At 64.5% G+C, this 21687-nt stretch carries 24 protein-coding genes and 1 pseudogene; 6 read left to right on the forward strand and 19 right to left on the reverse strand.

All coding sequences use genetic code 11. The features are described from left to right. Nucleotides 1–252, reverse strand: a pseudogene (locus C2U70_RS04670) (metal ABC transporter permease); the annotation flags it as partial. 209 nt (nucleotides 253–461) lie between these two features. Here C2U70_RS04670 and C2U70_RS04675 point away from each other — a divergent pair. Further along, on the forward strand, nucleotides 462–1067 hold the full coding sequence (locus C2U70_RS04675) for a TIGR00730 family Rossman fold protein (RefSeq protein ID WP_186294063.1): 606 nt from the start codon (nucleotides 462–464) through the stop codon (nucleotides 1065–1067). Nucleotide 1068: 1 nt separating this feature from the next. On the opposite strand, the gene C2U70_RS04680 is transcribed toward C2U70_RS04675, so the two are convergent. The 4 genes from C2U70_RS04680 to cysS form a co-directional block, all read right to left on the reverse strand. Next, nucleotides 1069–1446: a VOC family protein gene (locus C2U70_RS04680; protein WP_140976692.1), complete on the reverse strand. Its 378-nt coding sequence runs from the start codon at nucleotides 1444–1446 to the stop codon at nucleotides 1069–1071. 52 nt (nucleotides 1447–1498) lie between these two features. After that, nucleotides 1499–3097, reverse strand: coding sequence for a citramalate synthase (gene cimA, locus C2U70_RS04685; RefSeq protein WP_140976693.1), 1599 nt, complete (start codon nucleotides 3095–3097; stop codon nucleotides 1499–1501). Beyond that, on the reverse strand, nucleotides 3094–3606 hold the full coding sequence (locus tag C2U70_RS04690; protein WP_186294064.1) for a GNAT family N-acetyltransferase: 513 nt from the start codon (nucleotides 3604–3606) through the stop codon (nucleotides 3094–3096). The genes cimA and C2U70_RS04690 overlap by 4 nt, the downstream gene beginning before the upstream one ends. Before the next feature lie 115 nt (nucleotides 3607–3721). Then, nucleotides 3722–5110 (reverse strand): cysteine--tRNA ligase, encoded by a 1389-nt coding sequence (gene cysS, locus C2U70_RS04695; RefSeq protein ID WP_140976695.1) that lies wholly within the window; start codon nucleotides 5108–5110, stop codon nucleotides 3722–3724. A 285-nt stretch (nucleotides 5111–5395) separates the two neighbouring features. On the opposite strand from cysS, the gene C2U70_RS04700 reads away from it, so the two are divergent. Next, a complete protein-coding gene (locus C2U70_RS04700; RefSeq protein ID WP_140976696.1) occupies nucleotides 5396–5701 on the forward strand; it encodes a hypothetical protein in 306 nt (101 codons plus the stop codon). A 118-nt stretch (nucleotides 5702–5819) separates the two neighbouring features. Further along, nucleotides 5820–7001, forward strand: coding sequence for a DUF2865 domain-containing protein (locus tag C2U70_RS04705; protein ID WP_140976697.1), 1182 nt, complete (start codon nucleotides 5820–5822; stop codon nucleotides 6999–7001). A gap of 2 nt (nucleotides 7002–7003) precedes the next feature. On the opposite strand, the gene C2U70_RS04710 is transcribed toward C2U70_RS04705, so the two are convergent. Genes C2U70_RS04710 through C2U70_RS04720 form a run of 3 tightly spaced genes read right to left on the reverse strand, consistent with a single transcriptional unit; the run spans nucleotide 7004 to nucleotide 10512 of the window. Then, a complete protein-coding gene (locus C2U70_RS04710; protein WP_140976698.1) occupies nucleotides 7004–8761 on the reverse strand; it encodes an NAD+ synthase in 1758 nt (585 codons plus the stop codon). 4 nt (nucleotides 8762–8765) lie between these two features. After that, entirely contained in the window at nucleotides 8766–9119 is a 354-nt protein-coding gene (locus C2U70_RS04715) for a diacylglycerol kinase (protein WP_140976699.1), read from the reverse strand. Between the two features lie 4 nt (nucleotides 9120–9123). Further along, nucleotides 9124–10512, reverse strand: coding sequence for a class II 3-deoxy-7-phosphoheptulonate synthase (locus tag C2U70_RS04720; RefSeq protein WP_140976700.1), 1389 nt, complete (start codon nucleotides 10510–10512; stop codon nucleotides 9124–9126). Nucleotides 10513–10692: 180 nt separating this feature from the next. On the opposite strand from C2U70_RS04720, the gene C2U70_RS04725 reads away from it, so the two are divergent. Beyond that, a complete protein-coding gene (locus C2U70_RS04725; protein WP_140976701.1) occupies nucleotides 10693–11589 on the forward strand; it encodes an alpha/beta hydrolase family protein in 897 nt (298 codons plus the stop codon). 114 nt (nucleotides 11590–11703) lie between these two features. On the opposite strand, the gene C2U70_RS04730 is transcribed toward C2U70_RS04725, so the two are convergent. From C2U70_RS04730 to C2U70_RS04740, 3 genes are all read right to left on the reverse strand, one after another. Continuing rightward, complete coding sequence (locus tag C2U70_RS04730) at nucleotides 11704–11967, reverse strand: hypothetical protein (protein WP_140976702.1); 264 nt, start codon at nucleotides 11965–11967, stop codon at nucleotides 11704–11706. A gap of 125 nt (nucleotides 11968–12092) precedes the next feature. Next, entirely contained in the window at nucleotides 12093–12347 is a 255-nt protein-coding gene (locus C2U70_RS04735; RefSeq protein ID WP_140976703.1) for a hypothetical protein, read from the reverse strand. Between the two features lie 137 nt (nucleotides 12348–12484). Beyond that, entirely contained in the window at nucleotides 12485–13483 is a 999-nt protein-coding gene (locus tag C2U70_RS04740) for an aldo/keto reductase (protein WP_140976704.1), read from the reverse strand. Between the two features lie 231 nt (nucleotides 13484–13714). Between C2U70_RS04740 and C2U70_RS04745 the strand changes: the two genes are divergently transcribed. Next, nucleotides 13715–14245, forward strand: coding sequence for a Spy/CpxP family protein refolding chaperone (locus C2U70_RS04745; RefSeq protein WP_140976705.1), 531 nt, complete (start codon nucleotides 13715–13717; stop codon nucleotides 14243–14245). A 33-nt stretch (nucleotides 14246–14278) separates the two neighbouring features. Here C2U70_RS04745 and C2U70_RS04750 read toward each other — a convergent pair whose 3' ends face one another. Next, a complete protein-coding gene (locus C2U70_RS04750) occupies nucleotides 14279–15286 on the reverse strand; it encodes an AraC family transcriptional regulator (protein ID WP_140976706.1) in 1008 nt (335 codons plus the stop codon). 327 nt (nucleotides 15287–15613) lie between these two features. On the opposite strand from C2U70_RS04750, the gene C2U70_RS04755 reads away from it, so the two are divergent. Then, nucleotides 15614–16561 carry an AraC family transcriptional regulator gene (locus tag C2U70_RS04755; protein ID WP_140976707.1) on the forward strand — a complete coding sequence of 316 codons (948 nt, stop codon included), beginning with the start codon at nucleotides 15614–15616 and terminating at the stop codon, nucleotides 16559–16561. Between the two features lie 112 nt (nucleotides 16562–16673). On the opposite strand, the gene C2U70_RS04760 is transcribed toward C2U70_RS04755, so the two are convergent. The 7 genes from C2U70_RS04760 to rpiA form a co-directional block, all read right to left on the reverse strand. After that, complete coding sequence (locus C2U70_RS04760) at nucleotides 16674–17243, reverse strand: TIGR00645 family protein (protein ID WP_140976708.1); 570 nt, start codon at nucleotides 17241–17243, stop codon at nucleotides 16674–16676. A gap of 33 nt (nucleotides 17244–17276) precedes the next feature. Further along, nucleotides 17277–17915 (reverse strand): TerC family protein, encoded by a 639-nt coding sequence (locus tag C2U70_RS04765; protein ID WP_140976709.1) that lies wholly within the window; start codon nucleotides 17913–17915, stop codon nucleotides 17277–17279. Next, nucleotides 17912–18274: a hypothetical protein gene (locus C2U70_RS04770; protein ID WP_140976710.1), complete on the reverse strand. Its 363-nt coding sequence runs from the start codon at nucleotides 18272–18274 to the stop codon at nucleotides 17912–17914. Before C2U70_RS04770 ends, C2U70_RS04765 begins: the two co-directional genes overlap by 4 nt. After that, a complete protein-coding gene (locus C2U70_RS04775; protein WP_140976711.1) occupies nucleotides 18271–18747 on the reverse strand; it encodes a TerB family tellurite resistance protein in 477 nt (158 codons plus the stop codon). The genes C2U70_RS04770 and C2U70_RS04775 overlap by 4 nt, the downstream gene beginning before the upstream one ends. Nucleotides 18748–19017: 270 nt before the next feature. Beyond that, a complete protein-coding gene (gor, locus tag C2U70_RS04780; RefSeq protein WP_140976712.1) occupies nucleotides 19018–20406 on the reverse strand; it encodes a glutathione-disulfide reductase in 1389 nt (462 codons plus the stop codon). A gap of 48 nt (nucleotides 20407–20454) precedes the next feature. Next, nucleotides 20455–20961, reverse strand: a complete 507-nt coding sequence (locus C2U70_RS04785) for a DUF2059 domain-containing protein (RefSeq protein WP_140976713.1) — start codon at nucleotides 20959–20961, stop codon at nucleotides 20455–20457. 21 nt (nucleotides 20962–20982) lie between these two features. Further along, nucleotides 20983–21681, reverse strand: coding sequence for a ribose-5-phosphate isomerase RpiA (gene rpiA, locus C2U70_RS04790; RefSeq protein ID WP_140976721.1), 699 nt, complete (start codon nucleotides 21679–21681; stop codon nucleotides 20983–20985). Nucleotides 21682–21687 lie beyond the last annotated feature (6 nt).

The following is a 21687-nucleotide window of genomic DNA, read 5'->3' on the forward strand; positions in this document are numbered from 1 at the left end:
CGGCGCGGTGTTGGCGCCGGTCAGCGCATCGGTCGCCCATTTGAAGGAGAACGGCACCGCCAGCGTCGCGAGCTTGGCGACCAGCAGCAGCACCATCGACCAGACCACGCGCATCTTGAGATCCGCGCGGTCGCTCGGCCAGATGTAGGGCCACAGATGCGAGAGCGTCCCGAACAGCGTCGCCTGCTCCAGCGGCGCACCGGCAGGATCTGGCGCGTCGCCGCCGGGTTGAGACGAATGAGGATGAGCCATCGAGAGCCTTGAGGCCCGCCGGATGCGGGCTGCGTTGTTTCACTGATTTCGTTCGTCATATAGAGGCTTCCGGCGCCCGGCGCACCCCGCCAAGTGTCTATCTGGTGCCTATTTCCTCATTGTTTGTCGTCATTTGCCGGTAAATTCCCGTGACCTCCGAATCACCGATTGGACTTGACGCCCTTTCGCTGCAATGCATCATGGCCCCAATGAGCACTCTCAAAACCGTCTGCGTTTATTGCGGCTCCGGCCCTGGAACCAATCCCCTCTTCATCGAAGCCGCCAAGGCGTTCGGCAAGGCGCTGGCCGAGAACGGCGTTCGCCTGGTCTATGGCGGCGGTGCGGTCGGCCTGATGGGCGCCGTCGCCGATGCGGTGCTGGACAATGGTGGCCTCGTCACCGGCATCATTCCGGACTTTTTGCGCAAGCGCGAGCATGCGCTGAGCCGCGTACAGGAGATGATCGTCACGCCCGACATGCACGAGCGCAAGCGGCTGATGTTCGAACGTTCCGATGCGTTCGTGGCCCTGCCCGGCGGCGTCGGCACGCTGGAAGAGCTGGTCGAGCAGTTGACCTGGAAACAGCTCGGACGCCATGCCAAGCCGGTGCTGCTCGCCAATATCGACGGCTTCTGGGAGCCGCTGTTCTCACTGCTGTCGCACATGCGCCAGACGCAGTTCATCCGCGCGGGCTTTTCGGTCGACATCCTCAAGGCCGATCGCGTCGAGGAGATTCTGCCCAAGCTGAAATCGGCTGCCGCGCAAGTCGCCGACGCCGAGACGAAGCTCGCACCGGAAGTCGCGCACAAGCTCTAAGTTAGTCGGCAGGGAACGTCACCGCCTCGATCCGGTTGCCGTCGGGATCGACGATGAAGGCCGCATAGTAGCGCACGCGATCATGCGGGCGGATGCCCGACGCGCCATCGGACTCGCCGCCTACGGCAAGTGCTGCTGCGTGAAACGCATCGACGTCGGCCGTAGATTTCGCGCGCAGGCAGATATGCGTGCCGCTCTCGGGCGCAACGCGCGGCATGCCGGGACGCAGATTGATCCAGAATTCCGGATAGGTCTTGCCGAAGCCGATCGTTGCGGGGCGCGTCACCAGACGCGTGAGCCCAAGGGGCGCAAGCGTCACCTCGTAGAAGCGCGCGGAGCGTTCGAGATCGCTGACGCCGACGGAGATGTGGTCGATCATTCTCTCTGCTCCCTCCCCTCGTCATTGCGAGCGCCTGTGGCTGCTTCCTGCCCTACGCCGGCGCGCCCGACTTCACGAGCTTGTAGATCACCGAATCCATCAGCGCCTGGAACGAGGCGTCGATGATATTGGGCGACACGCCGACCGTGGTCCAGTTCTCGCCGTTCTCGTCCTCGCTCTCGATCAAGACGCGCGTGACCGCGCCGGTGCCGCCATTGAGGATACGCACGCGATAGTCGATCAGCTTCAGGCCCTCGATGTACTTCTGGTATTTGCCGAGGTCCTTGCGCAAGGCAACGTCGAGCGCGTTGACGGGACCGTTGCCTTCGGCGGCCGAGATCAGGCGCTCGCCGGCGACGTCGACCTTGACCACCGCAAGCGCAACCGTGACGCGCTCGCCGAGCGCGTTGTAGCGCTGCTCGACATTGACATCGAACTGCTCGACCTTGAAATACTCCGGCACCTTGCCGAGCGTGCGGCGCGCCAGCAGGTCGAACGAAGCGTTGGCGGACTCGTAGGCAAAGCCCGCGGCTTCGCGCTCCTTCAACTCCTCGACCAGCCGCGTCAGCTTCGGATCGCTCTTCTCATAGGCGATGCCGGCGCGGTCGAGCTCTGCGATGACGTTGGAGCGGCCGGCCTGGTCCGACACCAGCACCTTGCGATGGTTCCCGACGAGATCGGGCAGCACATGCTCATAGGTCTGGGGATCCTTGAGCACGGCGGAGGCGTGAATGCCGGTCTTGGTGACGAAGGCGCTCTCGCCGACATAGGCCGCGTGCCGGTTCGGCGCGCGGTTGAGCATGTCGTCGAGCGTGCGCGACACCTTGACGAGGCCCGCGAGCTTTTCCGCGGTGACACCGATCTCGAACGCGTCGGCAAATTCTTTCTTCAGCTTCAGCGTCGGGATCAGCGAGCAGAGGTTGGCGTTGCCGCAGCGCTCGCCGAGACCGTTGAGTGTGCCCTGGATCTGCCGCACGCCGGCGCGCACCGCGGCGAGCGAATTCGCCACCGCCTGCTCGGTGTCGTTATGCGCGTGGATCCCGACATGGTCGCCAGGGATATGCTTCAGCACCTCGGTGACGATGGTCTCGACCTCGTGCGGCATGGTGCCGCCATTGGTGTCGCACAGCACCACCCAGCGTGCGCCGGAATCATACGCAGCCTTGGCACAGGCGAGCGCGAAGGCCGGGTCTTCCTTGTAGCCGTCGAAAAAATGCTCGCAGTCGAGCATGACTTCGCGGCCCGCAGCTTTTGCGGCCGCAACGCTGTCACGGATCGAGGCGAGGTTCTCTTCCTTCGTCGTCTCCAGTGCGACGCGCACCTGATAGGCGGAGGACTTTGCCACGAAGCAGATCGCGTCGGCTTTCGCCTCCAGCAGTCCGGCCACGCCGGGATCGTTGGAGACGGATCGCCCTGCCCGCCGCGTCATGCCGAACGCCGTGAAGCGCGCATGACTGAGTTTTGGTTTTGTCGCGAAAAACTCCGTGTCGGTCGGATTGGCGCCGGGATAGCCGCCCTCGACATAGTCGATGCCGAGTTCGTCCAGCATCTGGGCGATCACCTGCTTGTCGGTCAGCGTGAAGTCGACACCATTGGTCTGCGCGCCATCGCGCAGCGTGGTGTCGAACAGGTAAAGGCGCTCCTTGCTCATTGCGGCGCTCCTGACGCGGGCGAGGCGCCCAGCGTCTTCTTCATGGTGGTGTTGGCGAGCCATTCGTCGTTGATGGTGACGCTGTTGCGCTGCTGGGCGACGTAGCCGCGCTTGGCGAAGAACCCCTGCGCGGTGTCGCTGGCATCGACCGTGAGGCTGGTCGCGCCGCGGCCGCCTGCGAGTTTTTCCAGCGCATCGACCAGCATCGTCGCGACGCCCTGCCCGGCCACGCTCGGATGCACATAGAGCATGCGGATATGATCCTTGCCGCGCAGCGAGGCGAATCCGACCGGCGAGTTCTGCAGCGTCGCGATCAAGGTGAGATCGGCCGCGAGCCGCTTGCCGAATTCAGCCTCGTCCTCGGCCGCCGAGATCCAGGCCTCCTGCTGCGCCTCGCTGTAATCGTCACCGGTCAATTCCGCGATGCTCGCCGCAAAGATCGCCGTCAGCATCGGCAGGTCAGCCGGCAGAAACGGCCGCATCGCGGGTTTTGGCAAACTCTGTCCCATCGTCGTCACCACAGGCCATACAGCTTCAACGCCAGCGCAAGCGCGCCGGCGAGCAGCAGGATTTTGAGCGCGATGTAGTAGAGCCAGTGCCGGGGGAACGGCGTGTCGGGTCGCTTCATCGCGAAAACTCCCAGGTCGTGCCGGCCTTGGAATCCTTGATCGCGACACCCATCGCCGCGAGCTGATCGCGGATACGATCGGACTCGCCAAAATCCTTGCGCGCACGGGCTGCGGTACGCTCGGCGATGAGACGCTCGACCTCGCCGGCATCGACACCGCTCGCCTGCTGCTTGCGTCCTTCCCACGCGGCGGCGCTCTCGGACAGGAAGCCGAGCAGCCGCAGCGAAGCCGCGAGGCCGCCACTTCCGCCGGACTCGTTGCGCAGGCCATGCAGCGCTGCAATCGTCTGCGGCGTGTTGAGATCGTCGAGCAGCGGTTCGATCACGGATGCAGCCGGCTGGCCTGCCGGCGCGTCGGCCGTGACGCGATACCAGTCGTCGAGCGTCTTCGAGCTCTCCTCGACCGATTTCAGCGTCCAGTCGATCGGCGAGCGGTAATGCGTCTTCAGCATGTTGAGGCGCAGCACTTCGCCCGGCCAATCCGCCAGGAGATCGCGAATGGTGATGAAGTTGCCGAGGCTCTTCGACATCTTCTCGCTCTCGACCTGGAGGAAGCCGTTGTGCATCCAGACATTGGCCATGCGCGACTGGTGGAACGCGCAGCAGCTTTGCGCGACTTCGTTCTCGTGATGCGGAAACACGAGATCGATGCCGCCGCCATGAATGTCGAATTGCTCGCCGAGATGCTTCCACGCCATGGCCGAGCACTCGATGTGCCAGCCGGGACGCCCCTCGGCCTTGATGCCTGATGGCGACGGCCATGAGGGCTCGCCGGGCTTTGACGGCTTCCACAGCACGAAATCGGTGTTGTCGCGCTTGTAGGGCGCAACATCGACGCGCGCGCCGGCGATCATCTCGTCCAGCGAACGATTGGACAGCGCGCCATAGCGCGGCAGCACCTTGTTCGCCGCGTTCATCGCCTGCGGGGAGAACAGCACGTGGTCTTCGGCCACATAGGCAAAGCCGCCTTTGACCAGTCGCTCGATGATCTCCCGCATCTCGCCGATATGCTCGGTCGCGCGCGGTTCGATGCTCGGCCGCAGCGCGCGCAGCGCATCGACGTCGGCGTGAAACTGCTTCCCGGTTTCCTCCGTGACCTTGCGGATCGCGTCGTTCAGCGGCAAGCCGGGATAGTCGCGCGCGGCGCGGTCGTTGATCTTGTCGTCGACGTCGGTGATGTTGCGGACATATTTGACGTGGGTCTCGCCATAGAGATGGCGCAACAGCCGAAACAGCACGTCGAACACGATCACCGGCCGCGCATTGCCGATATGGGCGAAGTCATAGACTGTCGGTCCGCAGACATACATGCGGACGTTCTTCGGATCGAGCGGCCGGAACGGCTGCTTCTCCTTCGTCAACGTATCGTAGAGACGCAATTCCATATGGATACCCATCGGCTGTTGGCCGGGCGTCCAGGGCTCTCAATGTTTTGAGAAAAGACGGCTCCAGCCAGCGAATCGCTAGCTCGTAATCTCGCGGCAAATGCCACAAATGGCGAGGAGACCGTTCATGCGGAACATATGGGCCAGAGAGGGCCTTGCCGTCAAGTGAGCCGCGAAAAAGCCGCTTTTTCTGCGCAAACGCCGCCCGCCCGCCTTCAGGGTTAATCATCCTTAACCTTTTGAGTTTATTCGTCTGCGGGCGGTTCCTCTCAATTCCGGTGCACCATGCGATCCCTCTTCGCGCCCCTCCTCTGCGCCTTTATCGTCGCATCCACTGCGGCGTCGGCCGAGAGCCGTGTCTTCATCATCGCCAACCAAGCCGACGGCTACGGCGTCGATCAGTGCCTGGCCAAGGGCGAAAAGTGCGGCGCGCATGCCGCCCGTGCCTATTGCCAGTCACGCGATTTTGCCCAGGCCTCGGCCTACCGCCGGGTCGATCCCGACGAAATTACCGGCTCCGTCCCCAAATCCGGCGCAAACTGCTCCCATGGCCATTGCGCGGACTACGTCGCAATCACCTGCCAGCGCTGAATTCTCTCGGAACTGGCAGACCTTACGGCCACACCTTCGCCCCGGAAAGACGTGACGATACCCCCAGAAGCGGGTATTGGAGGGCGCGCACGGGCGACGCGGCCGTGACATCGCTAGAATGGCGGATATGCCGGAATTTTTGTCTCTCTCTCGTACTCGTCCCATCCTTGCCTGCGCCGTGCTCTTGAGCACGCTCGCGCTCGGTACGTCCGCGTTTGCGCAAAGCACGCCTCCCGGCCCGCCGCCGGGCGCCGCCCCCGGCAGCAATCCGATGTGCATCCGGCTCGAGGGCCAGCTCGCCGCGCTCGATCGCGGCGGCAGCAGCGACCCTGCCAAGGACGAGCAGATCCGCCGCTACCAGGATTCGCAGAGCCGGCAGCAGGCCGAGCTCGACCGCGTCACCGCGCAGGCCAAGCGCATGGGCTGCGAAAGCTCCGGCTTCTTCTCGCTGTTCAACGGCCAGTCGGCGCAGTGCGGTCCGGTCAACACCCAGATCCAGCAGATGCGCGCCAATCTGGACCAGATCACCACCAATCTGGAGCGGTTGCGCTCCGGCGGTCCCGGCGGCTTCAGCCCGGAGCGCGATAACCAGCGCCGGTCGGTGCTGCTCGCACTGGCGCAGAACAATTGCGGTCCGCAATACGCCAACGCTGCGCAATCGCAGGGACAGGGCCCCGGCAATTTCCTGAGCAATCTGTTCGGCGGCGGCAACAACGCCAATACCAACAACCCTCCGCTCGGCGACCTCGGTCCGCCATCAGGGACCTATCGCACGGTGTGCGTGCGCACCTGCGACGGCGCCTATTTCCCGGTCTCGTTCGCGACCGTGCCGGCGCGCTTCCCCGACGACGAGAAGGCGTGCAAGGCGCTGTGCCCGGCTGCGGAAGCTGTCCTTTATTCCTATCGCAATCCCGGCGAGGACATGAACGCGGCCGTCTCGGTCAGCGGCCAGCCCTACACGGCGCTGCCGAACGCGTTCAAGTTCAAGAACGCGTTCGATCCGTCTTGCTCCTGCAAGGCCGCGGGCCAGAGCTGGGCGGACGCGCTGAAATCGGCTGACGACAAGGCCGCGGTCGAGCAGCAGGGTGACATCATCGTCACCGAGGAGAGCGCGAAAAAGATGCAGCAGCGGCAGCTCACCAAGGGTGCGCCTCCCGCCAACGCAAAAAAGGGCGCAACGCCGCCGCCGACCGCGACCAGCGCGCCGGCCACGCCGCCGCCGGCCGACACCGCGGCGACCTCGAACGAGAACAAGCCGATCCGCTCGGTCGGCCCGACGTTCATTCCGCAGCAGAAATAGCGTTAGCCCTCGAACGCATCCGTCGAGGCGCGGCCGCCGCGTGAGACGAGCGTCTCGTCCGGCGCCGGCAACGGCCCGCCCCGGTCGCGGAAGCGGTTGGTGATGGGATAGCGGCGGTCGCGGCCAAAGTTCTTCCGTGTCACCTTCACGCCGGGTGCGGCCTGCCGGCGCTTGTATTCGGCGATGTTGAGGAGATGGTCGATACGAACAACCATCTCGCGGTCGAAGCCTGCGGCGACGATCGTCTCCAGCGGCTCCTCGCGCTCGACCAGGCGTTCGAGCACGGCGTCGAGCACATCATAGGGCGGCAATGAATCCTGATCGGTCTGGTTCTCACGAAGCTCGGCCGTCGGCGGGCGCGTGATGATGTCCGGCGGAATGATCTCGCCCGACGGACCGAGCGCGCCATCGGGCTTCCACTCATTGCGCAGCCTCGCCAGCCGAAACACCTGCGTCTTGTAGATGTCCTTGATCGGATTGAAGCCGCCGTTCATGTCGCCATAGAGCGTGGCGTAGCCGACCGACATCTCCGACTTGTTGCCGGTCGTGACCACCATCAGCCCGGTCTTGTTGGAGATCGCCATCAGCAGCGTGCCGCGGGCGCGGGCCTGCAGATTCTCCTCGGTGATATCGGGCGGCAAATTCTTGAAGATGTCGGAGAGGATGGTCTCAAAACCGGTCACGGCTTCCGCAATCGGCAGCACCTCGTAGCGCAGCCCGAGATGGCCCGCGAGCTCGCCCGCATCCGCAATCGAGCTTGCCGCGGTGAAGCGATAGGGCAGCATCACGCCATGGACCTGGTCGGCGCCGAGCGCGTCGACCGCGATGGCCGCACACAGCGCGGAGTCGATGCCGCCGGAGATACCCAGCAGTACGCCGGGAAAACCGTTCTTGCCGACATAGTCGCGCAGGCCCAGGACGCAGGCGGCGTAGTCCGCCTTGTCGCCCTCGGGCAGTTGCGCGACGGCACCCGTGCAGCGCCAGTCGTCGCCGTTCTTGGTGAAACGCAGCGTTGTCACGGTCTCCGTGAACGCCGGCAGTTGGGCCGCAAGCGAGAGATCACCATTGAGCGCGAACGAGGCGCCGTCGAACACGAGTTCGTCCTGGCCGCAGATCTGGTTGAGATAGACCAGCGGCAGGCCGCTCTCGGTGACGCGCGCCACCGCGACCGAGAGGCGGACGTCGCCCTTGTCGCGGGCATAGGGCGAGGCGTTGGGCACGAGGATGATCTCGGCGCCGGTCTCGGCCAGCGTCTCGACGACATTCTCGTAGTCCTCGGACTCTTCCAGCCAGATGTCCTCGCAGATGGGAACGCCGATCCGCACGCCGTTGACGGTCACCGGGCCCGCGGCCGGCCCGCGCGCAAACAGGCGCTTCTCGTCGAACACGCCATAGTTCGGCAAGTTGCATTTGAAGCGCAGCGAGGCGATGCGGCCGCCGTCGAGCAGCGCGCAGGCATTGTAGAGTTTTTCGTCCTCGACCCAGGGCGTACCGACCAGCAGCGCCGGGCCGCCATCGGCGGTTTCGCGCGCCAGTGCCTCGATCGCGGCGCGGCAGGCCGCCTGGAAGGCGGGCTTGAGCACAAGGTCTTCGGGCGGATAGCCCGAGATGAATAATTCCGGAAACAGCACGAGATCGGCACCGTCGCGCGACGCCCGCGCGCGCGCCTCGCGCACCTTTGCGGCGTTGCCGGCGATGTCGCCCACGGTCGGATTGAGCTGAGCGAGCGCGACCGAGAAATTTGAGGTGCGTTCGCTCATGGCGCTAGACCAGCCCCAGCCGCTCGACGATGGCAAAGATCCAGAACGCGCCGGCCATCAAGAGCGCGACGCCGACGGCGGCCGAGCCCATGTCCTTGACCTGCCCGATCTGCTTGTCGTGCTCCATGGTGAGCCGATCGGCGAGCTTTTCGACCGCCGTATTGAGCAGCTCCACGACAAGCACGAACGCGACCGCGCAGATCAACTCGATCGCGCGAGACAGTGTCGCGCCGACCACCCACGCTATCGGCAGCGACAGGAGCAGCGCAAAGATCTCCTCGCGGATGGCCTGCTCCGAGCGAAACGCAAAGGCCAGACCGTTCCGGGAGTTGATCGTTGCCTTCCAGATCCGCAGCAAGGTGTTAAAGGCCCGCTGCGGCCGGCATCGGCTTGGCCTTGCCGGCGCGCTCCTGCTTCAGGAGTTCGGCGATCAGGAAGGCCATGTCGATCGATTGCTCAGCATTGAGGCGGGGATCGCAGACCGTGTGATAGCGGTCGTTGAGATCCTCGTCCGTGATGGCGCGCGCGCCGCCGAGACATTCGGTGACGTCCTGACCGGTCATTTCCAGATGCACACCGCCGGCATGGGTGCCTTCGGCAGCATGGATCGCGAAGAACGACTTCACCTCGGACAGGATGCGGTCGAACGGCCGCGTCTTGTAGCCCGACGTCGAGGTGATGGTGTTGCCGTGCATGGGATCGCAGGACCACACGACCGACCTGCCCTCGCGCTGAACGGCGCGGATCATGGCGGGCAGATGCTCGCCGACCTTGTCGGCGCCGAAGCGGCCGATCAGCGTCAGCCGGCCCGGCTCGTTGTCGGGGTTGAGCACGTCGATCAGCTTCAACAGCTCGTCCGCCTTGAGCGAGGGGCCGCACTTCAACCCGATCGGGTTCTTGATGCCGCGGAAATATTCGACATGGCCGTGGTCGAGCTGGCGGGTGCGGTCGCCGATCCAGATCATGTGGCCGCTTGTCGCGTACCAGTCGCCGGTCGTGGAATCGACGCGGGTCATGGCCTGCTCGTAGCCCAGCAGCAGCGCCTCGTGGCTGGTGTAGAAATCGGTCGAGCGCAGCTCGGGATGCGCCTCGAGATCGAGGCCGCAGGCGCGCATGAAGTTGAGCGCATCCGAGATGCGGTCGGCCAATTCCTTGTAGCGGCGGGACTGCGGTGAGTCCTTCAGGAAGCCGAGCATCCACTGATGTACGCTGCCGAGATTGGCGTAGCCGCCGGTGGCGAATGCGCGCAGCAGGTTCAGCGTCGCGGCCGACTGGCGATAGGCCATCAACTGGCGCTGCGGATCGGGTACGCGCGCTTCCTTGGTGAAGGCGATGTCGTTGACGATGTCGCCGCGATAGCTCGGCAGCTCGACGCCGTTGACCTTCTCGGTCGGCGACGAGCGCGGCTTTGCGAACTGGCCGGCGACGCGGCCGACCTTCACCACGGGCACGGCACCGGCATAGGTCAGGACGACCGCCATCTGCAGCAACACGCGGAAAAAGTCGCGGATGTTGTTGGCGCCGTGCTCGGCAAAGCTCTCGGCGCAATCGCCGCCCTGGAGCAGGAAGGCCTCGCCGGCCGCAACGCGCGCCAGCGCCTTCTTCAGGTTGCGCGCCTCGCCCGCGAATACCAGCGGCGGGAAGGTCGCAAGCTGCGCCTCGACATCGGCCAACGCCTTGGCGTCGGGATAATCGGGTACCTGCAACACCGGTTTGCTGCGCCAGCTTTCGGGCGTCCACCGCTCGGACATCGCATCCTCTCCGTAAGGCAAAAACCGCAACTCGATCCACAGGTTGCGAAGGGCCGCCTTATACACAGGCTGTGAATGGACCGCCAGTTGTAAATCCGTTTGGCGGTCCAAGCCCTTGCGGGGAAAGCCAAATTCGCATTTGCTAGAGCGCTTGGTATTTCTCTGGGGTCTACGCTGCCCATGGACGCGGCACTCGACGACGTCTTTGTTGACGATATTACCTTCCCCGGAAAGGACGGCTACGTGCTGTCGGGCACCCTGTTCCTGCCGCGCGGGACCAAGCGCCATGCCGTGCTGATCAACTCGGCGACCGCGGTGCCCCGAAAGGTCTATCGCGGCTTTGCCTCCTACCTCGCCCATCGCGGCTGCGCAGTGCTGACCTACGATTACCGTGGCATCGGCGATAGCCGGCAGCAGGCCATGGTCGGCTACAACCAGCCGAAATCGCTGGTCGGCTTCAAGGCCTCGATGTCGGACTGGGCCGCGCTCGACGTCGCCGCGGCGGTGCGCTGGATGCGCGAGCGCTACAATACGCTGCCGCTCGCCTATGTCGGCCATTCCTTCGGCGGCCAGGCGCTCGGGCTGATCGAGAACAACAGCGAGATCGCGCGCGCCGCGTTCATCGCCTCGCAGGCCGCGACCTGGAAGCTGATGACGCCGCCGGAAAGCTATCGCGTCTTTGCGCTGATGAATTTTGTCGGCGTGCCCGTCAGCCGCCTGCTCGGCTATGCGCCCGGCTGGCTCGGGATCGGTGAAGACCTGCCGCAGGGCGTCTTCCTGCAATGGGCCGAATGGGTCAGCCATCCGCGTTACCTCTTCGACTCCAAGCTGCCTGCACTGGAGAACTTCGCAAAGTACAAGGGCGAGCTGCGCGCGCTGTCCTTCACCGACGACCCCTGGGCGACCCGTTCGGCAGTCGAGCTGCTCTGCTCCGGCTTCACCGCGATCAAGCCCGAGGCGATCTCGGTGCGGCCCGCCGATGTTGGGGTAAAAAAAATCGGCCATTTCGGCTTCTTCCGGCCCGAGCATCGCGACACGCTCTGGCGCGGTGTGGCCGAGTGGATCCAGGGGGAGTGAAGGGCAAGAGAATTGTAGCTCGGATGGAGCGAAGCGTAATCCGGGGCATCTCAAGCGCGGCGCCGATCCCGGATTTCGCTTCGCTCCATCCGGGCTACGAAACCTCTGACCCAACTACCGGACAATCGTCGTCAGCGAGGAATAGCGTTTGTTGCGCTTGCCCTCGCTCGGGAAGAACTGTGAAAACATGTCGTTGACGCGGTCTGCGGGTGTCACGTCGCTCGCAAAGCGAAACTCGGCCGAACGCGGCGCGTAGAAGGCGCTGTCGTAGAATGCATCGTCGAAACGGCTGTCACCCGCGCCGAACAGCGCGTTGGATGCGAACAGCAGCCCCACCATTGCCGTGACGGCGACGATGACTTCCCTGAAATCCGGCATTGAATGCCCCCCGTCTTTTCGGGAAGCATGCAGGCCGGGCACAAACGTGAGGTTTACGTCCGCGCGGCATTTGTCGGCAGCGTTGGCTGCCGGTCAGCACATTGCAGACAATTTGAATGAATGCGTCATCGGACGATCGTCGTTAGCGACGAATAGCGCTGGCGCGCCCTCGCCTGGCCGTAAGGAAGCTGTGCAAACGCCTCGCTGATGCGCAGCGACGGCGAAACGCCGGCAAGGCGGAACTCATGCTGTCCCGGCGCGTACATGGCGCGGTCGAAATAGGCCTCGTCGAACCGGCCGGGCAAGAACATTGTGTCGCAAGCCCACACGAGCGCGCATACGCCCACCACCGCAACCATGATCTCTCTGACAATAGACATGCCGACGCCCCGCCCCTTTTCGGGACAGCATGCACGGCGGCCGCGAATGGCGGGTTTAAAGCCACGGCCCATTTGTCCGGAGAGTTAGCCGGCGGTCAGGGAATTGCAGTCAATTTTAACGATCGGCTTTCGAACGCTCAGCGCGCCTCGCCAGAGAACGCGTTGCGCAGCGCCGACAGTCGATCGAGCGCAGCCTGCGGCAACGGGCCCTTTTCGACCGCGGCCAGCGCGTCATCGAACTGCTGCGGCGTGGCCATGCCGACCAGGATCGTGCCCATGGCGGGATGCGACAGCGCAAACCGCGTGGCGGCTTCGGTGAGGTTCGCCGCGAACCCCTCCTCCACGAGCGGCATCAGACGGCGCGCGCGATCGACATCGTCGTCGTAGCGCATCGCCGAACCGATCGGCTCGGGTGCCGGACCGGCAATCGGGTGACGCTCCGCCGAGCCCGACAGCGCGCCCCCGGCCAGCACGCGAATTCCGACGACGCCGACGCCCGCCGCTCTGGTGCGATCGAACAATTTTCCGTAGTCGTGCGCCGGATAGTTCGCCGGCAATGTATCCGCGGCAGACGGATTGAGCATGTTGTAGACCACCTGCGCGCTGTCGAAGGCGCCGCTGTCGATCACCCGATGCAGCGCCGCCGTGTCGCCCAGGGCCGTGATCCCGAGGTAACGGATCTTGCCCTGCTGACGGAGGCGCTGAAATACCGGGACTACGTCGTCCAGAACCTGCCGGACGCTCAGCGCCGATCCGCCGCCTGCTTCGGTGATGGGATTGTGCAGATGAAAGATGTCGACACGCTCGAGGCCCAGCCGCGCGAGGCTTCCCTCAAGGGACTTCGCGACCGCATCGGCAATGCCGCCGAGATCGCCGGGCAGCAACCGGACTTTCGTGCCGACGACCGCATCGGCCGGCTTCAGCTTTCGCAGGATGCGACCGAGGTTCTTTTCCGACTCGCCGTCGCCGTACAGCACGGCCGTGTCAAAGTAGTTCACGCCTGCCGCGATCGCCCGCGCGACCGTGCGCTCCTGATCGGCAGGATCGCCGCGAACCATCAGCCCGCCGACAGCGCCGCAGCCGAAGCCCAACACGGAAAGCCGCATGCCCGTGCGCCCAAAGACCCTCGTCTGCATCGCATCGCTCCCGAAAGCGTTCACTCTGGATATTATCCCACCTCTGCTTGTTCGCCATGGGCAAGAGTGGACAAGATCAACCGAAGCGCACCTTGAAGCGCCTTCGGTCTCCAGCGTTAAATGCAGCGCGACGCGCTCCGCTCATGACGGGATCGTGACCAAATGGCACAGCCTGCAGCCATTGCATCGGCTACACTCGTCCTCCCGAAACTCCCGACATGGTGATGACAGATGAGATTGATGCTGCTCGCGATTACCCTGCTGATCCCTGGTGTCAGCCAGGCCCAAACGCCCTACGCGGGGATGCAGACCCGGCAGGTCAAAGCCTTGTCGGATCAGCAGATCGCCGACCTGCGCGCGGGACGTGGCATGGGGCTGGCGCTGACCGCAGAACTCAACGGTTATCCCGGTCCGTCGCATATGCTCGAACTGGCGGATCAACTGAGGCTGACATCCGATCAGCGCAGCAAAGCGCAGGATATGTTCGTGGCGATGAAATCCGAGACAACACCGATCGGGCAAAAGCTGATCGACGAGGAGAGCGCCCTCGACCGCCAGTTCGCGGGAAAAACGATCAGCCCGGACAGCCTGAGATCAGCGACCGCGGCAATCGCGAAGACGCAAGGCGAACTTCGCGAGGCCCATCTGAAGTATCATCTGCTGGCCTATGCCATGCTCGATGAGACGCAGCTTGCGAAATATGCCGAGCTGCGCGGCTACGCGGGTGCTGCCCCGATGCAGCACCATCACCATCAGAAATAGCTTGCTCCCTGCGGCGCGGCTCGGCGCCGAGAGCTACGCCACGTCGCGCCGTACGCGTCGCAGCGTCTCCGACGGCAGCTCGCCGAACTTGTCGCGATACTTTGCCGAGAAGTGTCCGAGGTCGCTGAAACCTGAGTCGAGCGCCGCCGACGTCACCGACAGACCGTTGTGGTCGCGCAACAGGCGGTCACGCGCGCGCTCGAGCCGGCATTCGAGGATCAGGTCGCGCGGCGAGTAGCCGAAGTAGCGCTGGAAGTTTTCCTGCAGCGACCGCAGGCTCACGCCGAGATCGGCTGCGAGTTTCGACACCTCGATCGGCTCGTCCGCATGCGCCTTGATGTAATCGCGCGCGCGGCGCACCAGCGCCGGGCTGCGATCGATATGCGGATTCGCCAGCGTCCGCGCCACGCGCGGGAACACCGCCGCCGTCAGAAGATTGATCAGGATTTCCTCGGTCGCAGACGCCGCGAGGCGGCCGAAGCCGATCGCATTCAGACTGGTCATGTCGGCCATCGCCGAATTCAACTGCCGCGCCAGCGCCGCCGCCACGGGCTCGCCGAGGTCGACGGCCTCGTCGAGGCCGGAGAGCAGCACGGATGCGCTCTGCGAATTCCCGGTCAATCGTTCAGCGCGCTCGACCATGGTCGCCTTGGGAACATAGAACGCCAGCACCGAGGCGTCGGCGACCTCGAGGCGCGAACGGTCGAACGGACGGCCGATCGAGGCGTTCCGCGGCGGGCTGAACTCGCGCACGATCCGGCCCGTTCCACGACGGAAGCTGCCGGCGATCGGAATTGACACATGCACGAAATCGTCGATGTCGCGCTCGAGGCTGAAGCCGACGAGATTGACCTTCAACAACTGCGTGGTGCCGAAATTGATCGCCTTGAGATCCACCGACAGCCGCTCGGCGTCGCGCAGCCGCTCCACCTGCGCGCCGTCGCCGTACATCGCCTGCGCCAACTCGTTGGCCTGGTCGAGCGTGAGCGATTTCGACAGTCCGTTTGCGAACACGGGCAGGTCGTCGAAGGCGTTGGGCATGGCTGTGTCCCGATTCCAGCAAAGCCTGATCCGCGCAAAATACCAAATGGCCGCGCTTCGACCATATCGCCGCAACCGGTTCGCATGTACCGCTTTTCACAGGGACGGCGCGTGCCGATACGGTACCTAAATGCCGCCCAGTCCAGGGAAGCGCCCTGGCTGTTGCCTCGGCAACTGCCAAAACAACAAAAAGACTGTTCACTCGCCCGCGCCAGGCGCCGGGCGCATTGAAAGCAACGGAAGCGTGACGGCCGTCGTCCGCTTCGCGCAATCCGGCGCGCGGCCTGCCGCCACTGCGCGCCGGTTCACCCGTGGGACGAAGAAGAGATGCCTGTCCGCTGGCTCAAGCCATCGCGAATCCTGTCGATCGAACACTTCAACGACTTCGAGGCGTTCCGTCCCAACGACGTGCTCGGCGGCGGCAGGAGCAAGCCGCTCGATGAGCGGAACTTCTCGTTCTCGCGTGCCATCCTTCCGCTTCAGGACGGCTTGTTCGTGATGCAGCGCTCCTTCGCCCGGCGCCTCGAGGCCGACATGGGCGCCTCGCACGGCATCGGCCTGATCGTTCCGATCGCCGTTCACACCATCGTCAACGGCTGCGAGATGGACAATTCCATGATCGGAACGATGCGCGGCAAGATCCCGACGCAAGTGAGCGAGCAACATCCGAACACCTATCTGATGCTGCGCTTCAACTCCGACATGCGCCATCGCGGCTGGGCGGATTTCGACATCGGGCTCGCCTTCTACCGCATGAAGGCCGAACAGATGCAGCGTCTGCGCGGTGCGTTCCTGGACATGTTCTGCGTCGCATCCGCTTGCGACGATGCCAGGCAGTTCGAAGCCCTCAACCGCCCGATCCAGGAAACGCTGCTCGCCGGCCTCGACACCGTCCTCGTTCCCGACAGCGTGCGGCGCGCGCGGCCGGGTTCGTTCGACAGGCACCGCAAGCTGATGGCACGGCTCGACGAGCGCGTCGACCTGCTCGGCAGCACCCCGCTCTACAGCGACGATCTCGCGGTCTCGCTCGACGTCTCCGTGCGGACGCTGCAATCGGCAACGCAAGCCGTTCACGGGCTGAGCCTGCATCATTATCTCAGGCTGAAACGGCTATGGGCGACGCGAAAACTGCTGCTGACCGCGAACGCGGGCCTCAGCGTCAAGGCGGCCGCGCTCGCCAACGGCTTCTGGCACATGGGCGACTTCGCCAAGAGCTACAAGGCGACGTTCGGCGAGATGCCGTCGGAAACGTTGGCGCAGGGCCGCTTGCGCTAGAGCGTTTTCCAGCGAAGTGGATACCGGTTCGCGTGAAGGAAACGCGTCGAAACAAGAATCTAGAGCCCCGTTCCGATTCCATCGGAACGGAAAAGGCTCTCGACCGACGTCCTCAGTGCCCGCCATTCTGATGCTGCGGCCGCTCGCCGAGGCGATCGACCCAGGCAATCCCGACCGCCGAGACGATGAAGGTCAGGTGAATCAAGACCTGCCACATCACGCCCTGCTCGGTGAAATTGCTGCGCGTAGTGCCGAGATTGCCGGCTTCGATGAAGGTGCGCAGCAGCGAGATCGAGGAGATGCCGACGATCGCCATCGCGAGCTTGATCTTGAGCACGCTGGCATTGACGTGGCTGAGCCATTCCGGCTCGTCCGGATGACCGCGCAGATTGAGGCGGGACACGAAGGTCTCGTAGCCGCCGACAATCACCATCACCAGCAGGTTCGAGATCATGACGACGTCGATCAGGCCCAGCACGGTCAGCATCAATTGCTGCTCGGTGACGTCGTACCAATGGGCCGAGAGATGCCAGAGCTCCTTGCCGAACAGCAGCACATAGATCGCCTGGGCGATGATCAGGCCGACATAGAGCGGCAGTTGCAGCCAGCGTGAGCCAAAGATCAGGCTCGGAAACAGGCCGAGTTTTGGGCGCGCCAGTCTCGCCGGCGGTTCGGACGTCATTGATTACTCCAGATTGCGATGAGAAAACGGGACTCAGAGGCTTGCTATGACCGGGGCAAGCTCGATCGAGCCGCGATAGATCATGTCGAAGGCGACATAGAGGATGATGGCGAGGCCGACATAGGCGATCCAGCGCTGCTTCTGCAGGAGACGGCCGAGGAAGTCGGCGGCAACGCCCATCAGCGCGACCGAGAGCAACAGCCCGAACGCCAGGATAAAGGGATGCTCGCGCGCCGCACCCGCCACCGCGAGCACGTTGTCGAGCGACATCGAGACGTCGGCGGCAATGATCTGCATCGCGGCCTGACGAAACGTCTTGCGCGGGGCAGCTCCCGACGATCCGCCGCCGGCATGGCCGAAGGCGAGTTCAGGGTGAGCTGAAGCCTGCTCGCGCAGCTCGCGCCACATCTTCCAACACACCCAGAGCAGCAGCACGCCACCCGCAAGCAACAGTCCGAGCACCTGAAGAAGCTGGGTCGCGACGCCGGCGAAGGCAATTCGCAGCACGGTCGCCGCCGCGATGCCGACGACAATGGCGCGCCGGCGCTGGTCGGCCGGCAGGCCCGCCGCGGCGAGGCCGATGACGACGGCATTGTCGCCGGCGAGCACGAGATCGATCAGGATGACTTGAAATAGCGCAGTGAGCGCGTCAGCCGTGAAGAATTCCATCATGTCTTTTCATCAGGCGGCGTCGAAGGCGCGAGCCATTCCGGCTTGCGACGCTCGATCCAGTCGAGCGCCTTCGAACGCGATGCGCGCAGCGCCGGCACGTCTTCGGCCAGCAGCGCGAGGCCAAGGGGAAGCATCCAAATGCCGAGCAGGGGCAGCACGGACAGCACGCCGCCTGCGACCAGCAGCGCGCCGGAGGGAATCCTGATCCAGCGGTTGGACGGCTTGAGCAGATAGTTCACGGCGCCGCCGACGCGCGGCGGCAACCGTCCGATGAGCGCGTCCAGGCGCTCATCTCCGCCGGCGGGTTCGTCGGCAGCGCTCGTGCGCGGTTGCGTGCGGTCATCGGAAACTGCGGTCATGTCGTATCTCCAGACGCGAGTTGCTTGTCGGAAACGCTGCGGCCCGCCACAGGTTTCGCCCGCGGGAGCACCAAAGTGAGCAGGCGCAGAAGCTTGATCGCCTGCACCTCGTGCGGATGCACGTCGTCATCGGCGGCCGCGACGCGCTCCGACAGATCGACGAGATGCGAGGCGATGGCGAGATCGGAGACCGGCCGCAGCGTGTCGATCACGACATTGGCAAAGTCCGGCCGGTCAAGCCGCTCGGCCAGCTCGTCGAACATCGCCTCGAGCCGTTGCTCGTCGAGATGCGGCGCGAGTCCGCGATTCCTGATGAAGCGGATCACCTCGTCGCGCTCGACGGCATCGACGCGGCGGTCGGCCACGGCCACCAGCGCGCCGGCAATCACCAGCGCCGCGGCGGCCTGTTCATGAAGGCTGGAAGGTTCGGTGATCTCACCCAGAATCGGGGTGGAACGATTGTCGTCGGACATCATGTGCTCCTCAAGCTTGCGACTTACCGCGCTTGGGAGGCTTGGGATGGCCGGCCGGACGGCATTGCAAAGACACGTTGCAGGAGCCCATCGGACAGCCGATCCCACGCAAACCATGCGCGGAACAGGTCATCCGACATCACGAGTGGCCGAACAGGTTCGACGTCCTCGCCAGAGGGGCCCGGATTCTGTTGCTAATGGAAATATAGGTCAGACCGCCGGATTCAAGCCGGACAGGCTGCGACCAGCCGCCGCGGGAACCCCGAAGGCTTACTCCGCCGCCTGGCGCACGTGGCGTGCAGTCGGGGTGCGCATGGTGACGAGCTCTTCGGCAGCCGTCGGATGCAGCGCGATCGTCGCGTCGAAATCGGCCTTGGTCGCCTTCATCTTCACGGCGATCGCAACGGCCTGGACGATTTCGGCGGCGGCATCGCCGACGATGTGACAGCCGAGCACGCGGTCAGACGAGCCATCGACGACGAGCTTCATCAGCACGCGCGTGTCGCGGCCGGACATCGTCGCCTTGATGGGACGGAACGTCGCCTTGTAGATGTCGACGCGGTCGTATATCGCGCGCGCCTCGGTCTCGGTCAGGCCAACCGTGCCGACCTCGGGCTGCGAGAACACGGCGGTCGGAATGTCGGCATGGTCCACCCTCACCTCGCGCTTGCCGAACACGGTGTCGGCGAAGGCATGGCCTTCGCGGATCGCCACCGGCGTCAGGTTGAAGCGGTGGGTGACGTCGCCGATGGCGTAGATGCTGTCCACCGAGCTCTTCGAGAAGCCGTCGACGGCGATGCCGCCGTTCTTCGGGTTGATCGCGACGCCGGCCTTCTCCAGGCCGAGATTGGCGACCGCCGGATGGCGACCGATCGCGAACATCACCTGGTCGGAGGCGATGCTCGATCCGTTCGACAGATGCGTGGTGAAATCGCTGCCGTGCTTCTCGACGCGGTTGACGGTGCAACCGGTCAGGATGGTGATGCCGTTCTTCTCCATCTCGCTGCGGACATGGGCGCGGACGTCGTCGTCAAAGCCGCGCAAAATGTTGTCGCCGCGATAGATCACGGTCACGTCGGAGCCATAGCCTGCAAAGATGCCGGCGAACTCCAGCGCGATGTAGCCGCCGCCCTGGATCACGATGCGCCGCGGGAGGTTCGGGAGATGGAAGGCTTCGTTCGAGGAGATGACGTGCTCGATGCCGGGAATGACGGCACCATGGTTGGGCGCGCCGCCCGTGGCGATCAGAATGTATTTGGCGGTGATCTTCTTGTCGTTCTCGAGCAGGCGAACGGTGTGAGCGTCCTCGATCACCGCCCGGCTCTTGACGATGCGCGCGCCGGACTTTTCGACATTGGTGGTGTAGGCCGCCTCGAGCCGCGCGATCTCCTTGTCCTTGTTGGCGATCAGCGTCGGCCAGTCGAACGTCGCCTGCGGAATGCTCCAGCCGAAGCCGGCGGCGTCCTCGATCTCGTGACGGACATGCGAGCCGATCACGAACAGCTTCTTGGGCACGCAACCGCGGATCACGCAGGTGCCGCCCATGCGATACTCTTCCGCGATCGTCACGCGGGCGCCGTACCCGGCGGCGATGCGCGCGGCGCGCACGCCGCCCGAACCACCGCCGATGACGAAGAGGTCGACGTCGAATTCAGCCATTCTGTCCCTCGACCTCTAACGTCCTTGTTCGGCCCTCTCAGGCTCTCGTCAGATTTCCTTGCCGCGTTTCTTCATCTCGGCGCGGAAGGCGCTCGCGACGGTCTCGGCAAAATTCTGCGCCCAAGAATTCGTGAAGGCCATGCCCTGTTCGATCGCGCGCGGCTCGGAGTTGATCAGCTTTTGCCCCAGCGTAGACTTGTAGAATGCCACGAGATCCTTGAGCTCCTGCTCGGTGAACTGGGCGGCATAGGCCTGCGCCATGCCGTCGCCGATCTCCTTCTCGCGGCCGGCGAGCTGCTTCGCCACCACCGGTGCCAGCTCGTTGAGGTCCTTCTGGTAGTTGAGGTTCTGCGCGATCAGCCTGCCCTTGACCTGCTCGACCGTCCCGGGAACGGCGTTCGCATAAATCTTGTCGGCGCTCTTCATGACCAGAATTTCCTTGGCGGCCGCGATGGCTGCCGGAGACGCCTTCTGCTGGGCCGCTGCCGGAACGGCGCCGAAGGCCAAACCCAAGGCGAGAGTTGCAGCCGGCAAGAATTTCAAAACGCTCTTCATTCGTAGTCTCCTTTTGGCGGCTCAGCGCCGTTCAATCACGCGGATTCCGCCGCCGCCCGCCAGCACGACCGTGCCGGCCAGGCCGATAAACAATCCATGCTCGACCACCCCGGGGATCCTACTCAAGGCCTTGGCGAGCCGTGGGGGATCCTCGATCCGACCAAGATGGGCATCCACGATCCAGTGGCCACCATCGGTGACGAAAACGTGGCCGTCCTTGGCCTTGCGGACCGCCATTTGCCCGGAAACGCCGCAATCCGCAAATGCCTTCTCAATGGCCCGCCGTGTCGCCCCAAACCCGAACGGGATCACTTCCACCGGAAGGGGAAAGCGGCCCAGCGTTGCGACCCATTTGCTGTCGTCGGCGATCACGATCATGCGATCCGAGGCAGCCGCCACGATCTTCTCCCGCAACAACGCCCCACCGCCGCCCTTGATCAGGTTGAAGGCGGGGTCGATCTCGTCGGCGCCGTCGACGGTCAGGTCGAGATGGTCGACATCGTCGAGCGTCGTCAGCGGCACGCCGCAGCGCTCAGCGTCGGCGCGCGTCGCCTCCGACGTCGGCACGCCGATGACCTTGAGGCCCGCGCGCACGCGCTCGCCGAGCAGCTCGACGAAATGCTTTGCGGTCGAGCCGGTGCCGAGCCCGAGCTGCATGCCGTCGCGCACCTCTTCGAGGGCGCGTGCCGCCGCCTGCCGCTTCAGTTGATCCATGTCCACGTCGCG

This window comes from Bradyrhizobium guangdongense (assembly GCF_006483445.1).
GTDB classification, from domain to species: domain Bacteria; phylum Pseudomonadota; class Alphaproteobacteria; order Rhizobiales; family Xanthobacteraceae; genus Bradyrhizobium; species Bradyrhizobium guangdongense_A.